This is a genomic window from Pseudoxanthomonas sp. LjRoot204_2 (assembly GCF_056175765.1).
The window spans coordinates 1-8,597 of sequence record NZ_JBGFFG010000116.1 but is presented as its reverse complement, the minus strand read 5'-3'; the positions used below and the strand labels follow the sequence as shown (position 1 = coordinate 8,597).

The window sequence follows — 8,597 nt, the reverse complement described above, 5'->3', positions numbered from 1 at the left end:
GGCATGCGGCGCCAATCGAAGCGCTGCCCGCTCCCCCCCTGCTCGCCTGCGGCGTGGCCGACGAACAGGAAGCCCTGCGCGCCCGGATAGGCCGACACTCGGGCGAATACGCCCGCGTCCTGCCCGCCCATCGCGATCGCCTTCCAGTACGGGCGCCCGAAGGAGGTCGCGAATGCATCGTCTTCGTCGCCATGGAACTGCAGCAGGTCGGGCTGCAGCGATTCCACGATGTGCTCGATGTCGCCACGCGTGTTGTCCATGGCCAGCGCGACCACTGCGATCTCTTCCGGCACCAGGTCGCGCAGCATGCGCGCCTGGCCGAGCAGCAGCCGGCGCGGACTGTGCGGCGCGAACACCAGGCCGACGTAGTCCACGCCCAGCTCGACCGCCAGGCGGACATCCTCGGCACGCGTCAGGCCACAGAATTTGATGCGCATGTGCATGGTGGGGAAAAGGTCGGGCGTCGCGGAAGCGTAGCCGCTTTCGGGGGATCGCGCGGAGCCGGGCCATGCCGGCGGGACCTGTCCGCCGGGCGGACGTGCCTGGAAAAGCAGTGCGGACATGGTCCGCTACAATGGCGCCGCGGCCGCGACGGGCGTGTCCTGCAGCGTCACTTCCGCGGGCAGCTGCCACTCCGCCGGGTATAGCGGACTGACGAAGACCAGGCCATCCGGCGGTGCGGTCGGCCCGGCCACCGTGCGATCACGGCCGGCCAGCAGCTCGCCCACCCAGGTTTCCGGCCGCTCACCCCGCCCCACCACCAGCAGCGAACCGACGATGTTGCGCACCATGTGGTGCAGGAAGGCATTTGCCTGCACCTCCACGACCACCCGCTCGCCCTGTCGCGCCACCGAAATCGCATGGAGATTGCGCATCGCATGCGGCGACTGGCAATGCACGGTGCGGAACGCGCTGAAGTCGTTCTCGCCGACCAGCACCTGGGCGGCGCGGTGCATGGCATCGGCATCCAGCGGGATCTTTTCCCAGCTGAGGTATTGCCGCTCCAACGCCGGTCGCGCCAGGCGATTGACCAACGTGTAACGGTAGCGACGGGCACGCGCCGAGAAGCGCGCGTGGAAATCCTCGGCCACCGGCTGACACCAGCGTACGCAGACGGCAGGCGGCAACCGCGCCGTCGCCCCCAGCAGCCAGCCCCGTGGCGTCCGCGCCGCGTCGCTGTCGAAATGCACGACCTGGCACTGCGCATGCACACCGGCGTCGGTGCGGCCGGCGCAGATCGTATCCACCCGGGCATCGGCGACGGACGACAGCGCGAGTTCCAGCGCCGACTGCACGGTGCGGGTGTCGTCCGGCGTGCCGGATTTGCTCAGCCGTTGCCATCCCAGGAATTCGCTGCCGTCGTATTCGACACCCAGCGCATAGCGCGTCACGACATCACTCCGCGCCTTTCATCCGATATCGCGGAGCAGCTGCAGGGCTTCGTCGCGCGCGCCGGCATCGTTGCCCGCCGCCACTTCGTTCAGCAGATCACGGGCCGTGGCCACGTCGCCCAGGTCGAGGTAGGCCACCGCCAGTTCAAGACGGTCGCGGCCGGCCGGCGCCGGCGTCGGCGCAGGTGCCACCGGTGCGCCGGAGGCAGCCCCGCCTGCGTGCCAGGTGGGCCCCATCGCAGGCTTGGCTACCGGGGTCGGCGCGACCTTGGGCGGCGCGGCGACGGACGGCTCCAGCACCGGGCTCGGCGCCGTCTCCGCCTCGGGCACCGTCTGCGGGATCACGGCAGCGAGTTCGGCAGCGCGGCTCTCTGCAGGGGCCTTGCCGAACACCGGGTTGCGCGGTACCGGCGCGGGCGACAGGCGCTGGCGACGTTGCGCGAATCCCCAGGCCAGCGCGCCCGCGAACAGCAGGCCGAAGCCTGCCCATGCCCACACCGGCACGCCACCGTCGCTGCCGTTGCTCTGCGCCAGCCGCTGCTGTGCGGCGGCGAGATCGCTGTCCTTCATGGCCAGCAGTTGTTCCTGCTGCGCCTTGAGCTTTTCCAGGTCCGCGACCTGCGAGCGCAGCTCCTGCACTTCCGCTTCGCGCGCGGCCAGGTCTTCCTTCGACTGCTGCAACTGTTCGTTCGCCAACATCTCGCCCTCACCGCCGGCGCTGACGCCGGACTGCGTTCCAGAACCCGACGTGCTCGTGGCCGCGGGCGCGATTTCCAGCCGTGCATCCGCCACCGGTGCCGGGCGGGATGCCGCCGCGGCAGGCGCCGTCGCTGGCGTGGCGTCGACGACGGCGGCCGGTTGCGGAATGGGCGCGCGTGCGCGGCGCCATTCCGCAATCTGGCTGCGCACCAGCGCCGCGGCTTCACCCTCCAGGATCGTCTGCGCGTCCGCCACGTCCGGGACGCGCAACACAGCGCCCTGCTTCAGCAGGTTGAGGTTGCCGTTGATGAAGGCCTCGGGATTGGCGCGCAGCAGTGCGACCATCGCCTGGTCCAGCGTGTAGCCCTGCTCGCGTGCCAGCGGCGCCGCGATCTGGGAAAGCGACTGGCCACGACGCACCGGTGCCAACGTGCCACCGGGCGCCACGGAAGCCGCCTGTGCCACCGACGCAACGGGTGCCGCCGCCGGTGCCGGCGTGGGCTGCGCGGCCGCTTCAGGCGATGCTTCCGCCGTTTCCTGCGGCGTCGAGGCGACCGGTTCGACCGGACGGCTGATGATGTCGGTAGGCGCGGCAACCGGCGCGTCGATCACCGGCTGTTCTGCCGCCGCCAGCGTCCCCGGCGCGCTGACGAGCGCCGAATACTCGCGCACCAGCCGCCCCTGGCCCCAGTCGACCTCGATCAGGAAGTTCACCGCCGCCACGTCCACCGGCGTACGGCTGGTGACGCGCACCACCGGACGCCCGGCGTCGTCCAGCGCGACCGTGAAGTCCAGCTCGTTCACCAACCCCTGCGGTCGCGGCAGGCCGACGCGCTCGAACGTCACCGGCGACGCCAGGCGCGCACGCAGTTGCTCGAGTTCGCCCGGTTCGCTGGAAATGACCGGGATCTCGGCCAGCAAGGGCTGGCCGGGCTGCGATTTGACCTTGATCTCCCCCAGGCCGAGCGCGAGGGCTGCGTTGCTCAGCAACGCCAGCCCCAGCCCGATCATGCCGGCCAGGTGGAGTCTTGCCGCCCGAGGTCTGTGCTTCGGTTTCACGGCCCTTCCCCAAGTTTTCCCGGTCACGACTATAGCGGCTCAGCCGTTTTTCGCCACCAGCTCGGCGATCTGCACGGCGTTCAGGGCGGCGCCCTTGCGGATGTTGTCGGACACGATCCACAGGTTCAGGCCGCGCGGGTGCGAGAGGTCTTCGCGGATGCGGCCCACGTAGACCGCATCGTTGCCCGAGGCATGCGTGACCGGCGTGGGATAGCCGCCGGGTGCGCGATCGTCGACGACCTCCACCCCCGGCGACGACGCCAGCAGCGCGCGCGCGTCCGCGGCGGTGATCTTGTCGCGTGTTTCGATGGCGACGGCTTCGGAGTGTCCGTAGAACACCGGCACTCGCACGGCGGTGGGATTCACCTGGATGCTGTCGTCGCCGAGGATCTTGCGCGTTTCCCACACCAGCTTCATCTCTTCCTTGGTGAAGCCGTTGTCGAGGAAGTCGTCGATGTGGGGGATCAGGTTGAAGGCGATCTGCACCGGGAAGCGTTGCGGATCGGGGTCCTGGAAGTTCAGCAGCGCGCCGGTCTGGCGGCCGAGCTCTTCGAGTGCCGAACGCCCGGCGCCCGAGACCGACTGGTAGGTCGCCACGTTGATGCGCTCGATGCCGACCTTGCGGTGGATGGGCGCGAGCGCGACCAGCATCTGCATGGTCGAGCAATTCGGGTTGGCGATGATGCCGCGCGGGCGGTTCTGCACCTGCTCCGGGTTCACTTCGCTGACGACCAGCGGGATGTCGGCGTCGTAGCGGAAGGCCGAGGAGTTGTCGATGACGACGGCACCGGCCGCGGCGAACTTCGGCGCGAATTCCTTGGAGATGCCGCCGCCTGCCGAGAACAGCGCAATGTCGATGCCGGTCGGATCGAAGGTGGCCAGGTCCTGCACGGTGATCTTTTCGCCGTTGAATTCGACACTGTTGCCGGCGGAACGCTCGGACGCCAGGGCGACGAGCTTGCCGATCGGGAAATCGCGTTCGGCGAGGATGGACAGCATGGTTTCGCCGACGGCGCCGGTGGCGCCCACGACGGCGACGTTGAAGCTACGGTTCTGGTTGCTCATGGAGGGGTTTCGCGAAGGGAGGAGTGAAGACAGCAGACGGGAGAAGGCTGTGTTCGGGGAACCTGCGGACGTGCCTCAGGCTCCCTGTCGTTTGGCGATGGTGATTTTGATGGTGCCGGCGATGGCCAGCGCGTCCGGATTGACCGGCGTCGGCGGATGACCCGCGTCCGGACCCTCGCCCAGCGCGGCGATCAGGTTGTCCACTGCCAGCGACACCATCGCGCGGCGCGTGGCGAGGCTGGCGCTGGCGATATGCGGCGTCAGCACCACGTTGCGCAGCGCGAGCAGTTCGGGCAGCACGGCGGGTTCGCCTTCGTAGACGTCCAGGCCTGCGGCGGCCAGGCGTCCGTTGCCCAGCGCATCGGCCAGTGCGACCTCGTCGATGATGCCACCGCGCGCGATGTTCACCAGCGTGGCGGTCGGCTTCATCTTCGCCAGCGCGGCCGCGTCGACCAGGTGGTGGACCTGCGGCGCGTACGGCAGCGCCAGCACCACGTGGTCGGCCTTAGCGAGCACATCGTCGAAGCTCGCGTAGTCCGCACCGCATTCCCGCTCGACCGCGTCCGGCAACCGGCTGCGGTTGTGGTACAGCACGCGCATGCCGAAGCCGCGCGCGCGGCGCGCGATGCCCTGCCCGATCCGGCCCATGCCCACGATGCCCAGCGTGCTGCCATGCAGGTCCGCGCCCAGCAACGTGCTGAAGGACCACTGCCGCCACTGCCCTTCGCGCAGCCAGCGCTCGGCTTCGGTGATGCGGCGCGCGGTGGCCATCAGCAGCGCGAAACCGAAATCGGCCGTGGTCTCGGTGAGTACGTCCGGCGTGTTGGTGGCGACGATGCCGGCCTGCGTCAACGCGTCGACATCGAGGTTGTTGTAGCCCACGCCCACGTTGGCGATCGCGCGCAGCTGCGTGGCGGCGCCGATTTCCTGCGCCCCGATGCGTTCGTTCAGCGTCACCAGCGCACCCGCGCTGTCGCGCAACGCGTCGGCGATGGCCTGGGGTGCGTGCTCGATGACCTCCGGGGTCGAACGCACGTCGAAGTGCGCATCCAGCCGCTCGACGATGTCGTCGAACAGCGGTTGCGACACCCAGACGCGCGGCCGCGACTCAGCCATCGAGGCTGCCGGGGACCTGCGGCGGCACGACGCCGACATCACCGCACTGCGCGCGATGGCGCAGCGCCTGGTCCATCAGCACCAGCGCCATCATCGCCTCGGCGATGGGCGTGGCACGGATGCCTACGCAGGGGTCGTGGCGACCGGTGGTGATGACATCCACCGTATTGCCATCCACGTCCACGGTCGCGCCCGGCAGGCGCAGGCTCGAGGTCGGCTTCAGCACGATGGACGCGGTGACCTGCTGGCCAGTGGAGATGCCGCCAAGGATGCCGCCTGCGTGGTTGGACAGGAACCCGTCAGGCGTCATCAGGTCGCGATGCTCGGTGCCCTTCTGGGTAACCGCCGCGAAACCGTCGCCGATCTCCACGCCCTTCACCGCATTGATGCTCATCAGCGCGGCGGCGAGATCACCGTCCAGCTTGCCGTAGATCGGCTCGCCCCAGCCGGGCGGCACGCCGTCGGCGACGACATTGACGCGCGCGCCTATGGAATCGCCCGACTTGCGCAGCGCATCCATGTAGGTTTCCAGCGCCGGCACCTGCGCCGCGTGCGGCCAGAAGAACGGGTTGTCCTCCACCGCGCTCCAGTCGAAGCCTTCGGGGGTGATCGGCCCGAGTTGCGACAGGTAACCCCGCACGCTCACGCCGTGACGCTGCTGCAGCCACTTCTTGGCGATCACGCCCGCCGCGACGCGCATGGTAGTTTCTCGCGCCGACGAACGTCCGCCACCACGCGGGTCGCGGATGCCGTACTTCTGCCAGTAGGTGTAGTCCGCATGCCCCGGGCGGAACTGCCGTGCGATGTCGGCGTAGTCCTTGCTGCGCTGGTCGGTGTTGCGGATCAGCAGCGCGATCGGCGTGCCGGTGGTGCGCCCCTCGTAGACGCCGCTGAGGATCTCGACCTCATCGGCCTCGCGGCGCGCGGAGGTGTGCCGCGACTTGCCGGTGGCGCGGCGCTCCAGGTCGTGACGGAACTCCTCGGGCGCGATGTCCAGCCCCGGCGGGCAGCCGTCGACGACGCAACCGATCGCCGGTCCGTGCGATTCGCCGAACGTGGTGACCGTGAGGAGTTTTCCGAAACTGTTGCTGCTCAAGCGCCGCTCCGCTGTGGAACCACCCTGCCGGGCGTTGAAGCATCGCACGCCGGGCGCCCTATTGTGCAGTGCGCCAACGTTGGCCGCGACGGTTGCAGGCGCAACCGCCGCGGACCGCGTGCGAGACGCGCTACTTCCGCGTGGCGGCGAGCGCGCTGATCTGCGCGTTGTGGCGGATCAGTTCTGCGCATTCGACGGCAAAGATGCCCATCTGCCCCACCTTGAACTCGATCCACGCGAATTCGACGTCCGGCAGCAGCGCGACCAGTGCACGCTCGGACTCGCCGACTTCGCAGATCAGCAGGCCGTCCTGGCTCAGGTGCAGCGGCGCATCGCGCAGGATCTTCAGCACCAGGTCCAGCCCGTCGTCGCCGGCGCGCAGGCCAAGTTCCGGTTCGAAGGAATATTCCCTGGGCAGCGCGTCGGTCTCGTCGTTGGTGACGTAGGGCGGGTTGGTGACGATCAGGTCGTAGTGCCTGCCGGTCAGGCCGGCGAACAGGTCGGACTTGAGGAACTGCACGTTGTCGGCCAGCAGGCGCGCCTTGTTTTCCGCCGACAGCGCCAGGGCGTCGTCGCTGATGTCGACGCCGTCGACCTGCCAGTCCGGGTTGTAGTGGCCCATCGCGATGGCGATGCAGCCGGAGCCTGTGCACAGGTCCAGCGCACGGGTGACGTCGCGGCCGCCGAGCCAGGGCTCGAAGCCGGCTTCGATCAGTTCCGCGATCGGCGAACGCGGCACCAGGGCACGGGCATCGCTCTTGAAGCTGAGGCCGGCGAACCAGGCCTCGCCGGTCAGGTAGGCGACCGGGATGCGCTCGCTGACGCGTCGCTCGAACAGCGCCAGCACCTGGGCCTTCTCCGCACCCGTGACGCGCGCCTGCCCGTAGGCSGGGCCCAGGTCGGGCGGCAGGTGCAACGTGTGCAGCACCAGATGCGAGGCCTCGTCCAGCGCGTTGTCGTAGCTGTGGCCGAAGGTCAGGCCGGCCCCGTTGAAGCGGCTGGCGCCGTACCGGATCAGGTCGATGATGGTGTGCAGTTCGGCGGCGACGTCGGCGGTCATGGCAAGGCTTGTGAAGACGCCGGGACGGCGAAGGCCGCCGATTATAGGGGCTGCCCCGGTATCATGGCCGCCTTGCCGCCGCGCCCATGCGGCCCCCGGCCCGTGTGGCCGCGCCCTTCCATCGTGGGAATCCCCAGCGCATGTTCAACAAGAAGATCGGCCTCATCCTCGTCCTGGCGCTGGCCGCCGGCTTGGGCCTGCTGGCCGCGCAGAAATTCTTCGGCCCCGTCACGCCCGCCACGCAATGGCCAGCGACCCAGACGGTGACCCTGTTTCCGCAGCCGCGGCCGCTGCCGCCATTCTCGCTGCGCCAGTCCGACGGCACCCAGCTCACCGACGGGGAACTGAAGGGCCACTGGACGCTCGTCTTCCTCGGCTTCACCTTCTGCCCCGACGTCTGCCCGACCACGCTGGCCGAGCTGGCACAGGCCCAGGCGCAGTGGAAGGACCTGCCCGACTCGACCCGCCCGCGCGTGCTGTTCGTCTCGGTCGACCCCGAGCGCGACACGCCGACCCGCATCGGCGAGTACGCCCACGCCTTCCATCTCGACACGATGGCAGCCACGGCCGACATCCCGACCCTGGAGAACTTCGCCAGGTCGCTGGGCTTCGTCTTCATGAAGGTCCCCGGGGAAGGCTTCGAACAGAACCCGAACGACTACAGCATGGACCACTCGTCCGCGATCGGCGTACTCGACCCGCAGGGCCGCCTGGCCGGCCTGATCCGCCCGCCATTCCAGCCCAGGGCGATCGCCGCCGACATGCGCGCGCTGACCGAGGCGGCGTCGAAATGAGCCTGCTGACCTCGCTAACCTACGTACTGCCGCACCGCTTCCTGTCGTCGCTGGCGCGCCGGCTGGCCTATTCGACCTCGCCAGGCGTCAGCCGCTGGCTGATCGATACGGTGACGCGGAAATTCAATGTCGACCTCGGTGAAGCCGCCAATCCCGACCCCCTGTCCTACCCGAGCTTCAACGCCTTTTTCACCCGCGCACTGAGGCCGGGCGCACGGGTTGCCGATGCCGACCCGCGCGCGCTGCTGATGCCGGCCGATGGCCACATCAGCCAGTGCGGCCCCATCGAGGATGGCCGCATCTTCCAGGCCAAGGGC

The 8,597-nt window shown here is 69.2% G+C and carries 9 protein-coding genes; 2 read left to right on the top strand and 7 right to left on the bottom strand.

Annotation, left to right across the window (positions count from 1 at the left end; all coding sequences use genetic code 11):
- From AC04L7_RS07450 to prmB, 7 genes are all read right to left on the bottom strand, one after another.
- The coding region (locus AC04L7_RS07450; protein WP_475512760.1) for a phosphoribosylanthranilate isomerase at window positions 1–437 on the bottom strand (437 nt) is incomplete at its 3' end.
- 132 nt (window positions 438–569) lie between these two features.
- On the bottom strand, window positions 570–1,391 hold the full coding sequence (gene truA / locus AC04L7_RS07445) for a tRNA pseudouridine(38-40) synthase TruA (protein ID WP_435999274.1): 822 nt from the start codon (window positions 1,389–1,391) through the stop codon (window positions 570–572).
- An 18-nt stretch (window positions 1,392–1,409) separates the two neighbouring features.
- A complete protein-coding gene (locus AC04L7_RS07440) occupies window positions 1,410–3,149 on the bottom strand; it encodes a FimV/HubP family polar landmark protein (RefSeq protein ID WP_435999276.1) in 1,740 nt (579 codons plus the stop codon).
- A gap of 39 nt (window positions 3,150–3,188) precedes the next feature.
- Window positions 3,189–4,214: an aspartate-semialdehyde dehydrogenase gene (locus AC04L7_RS07435; RefSeq protein WP_435999278.1), complete on the bottom strand. Its 1,026-nt coding sequence runs from the start codon at window positions 4,212–4,214 to the stop codon at window positions 3,189–3,191.
- A gap of 75 nt (window positions 4,215–4,289) precedes the next feature.
- Window positions 4,290–5,330 (bottom strand): 2-hydroxyacid dehydrogenase, encoded by a 1,041-nt coding sequence (locus AC04L7_RS07430; protein ID WP_435999280.1) that lies wholly within the window; start codon window positions 5,328–5,330, stop codon window positions 4,290–4,292.
- Window positions 5,323–6,426 (bottom strand): chorismate synthase, encoded by a 1,104-nt coding sequence (gene aroC / locus AC04L7_RS07425; protein ID WP_435999282.1) that lies wholly within the window; start codon window positions 6,424–6,426, stop codon window positions 5,323–5,325. The genes AC04L7_RS07430 and aroC overlap by 8 nt, the downstream gene beginning before the upstream one ends.
- A gap of 130 nt (window positions 6,427–6,556) precedes the next feature.
- A complete protein-coding gene (gene prmB, locus AC04L7_RS07420) occupies window positions 6,557–7,486 on the bottom strand; it encodes a 50S ribosomal protein L3 N(5)-glutamine methyltransferase (RefSeq protein WP_435999284.1) in 930 nt (309 codons plus the stop codon).
- Between the two features lie 140 nt (window positions 7,487–7,626).
- Between prmB and AC04L7_RS07415 the strand changes: the two genes are divergently transcribed.
- Complete coding sequence (locus AC04L7_RS07415; protein ID WP_435999286.1) at window positions 7,627–8,280, top strand: SCO family protein; 654 nt, start codon at window positions 7,627–7,629, stop codon at window positions 8,278–8,280.
- Window positions 8,277–8,597 (top strand): phosphatidylserine decarboxylase (locus tag AC04L7_RS07410; RefSeq protein WP_475512759.1); only part of this gene is annotated, 321 nt, incomplete at its 3' end. The genes AC04L7_RS07415 and AC04L7_RS07410, both read left to right, overlap by 4 nt.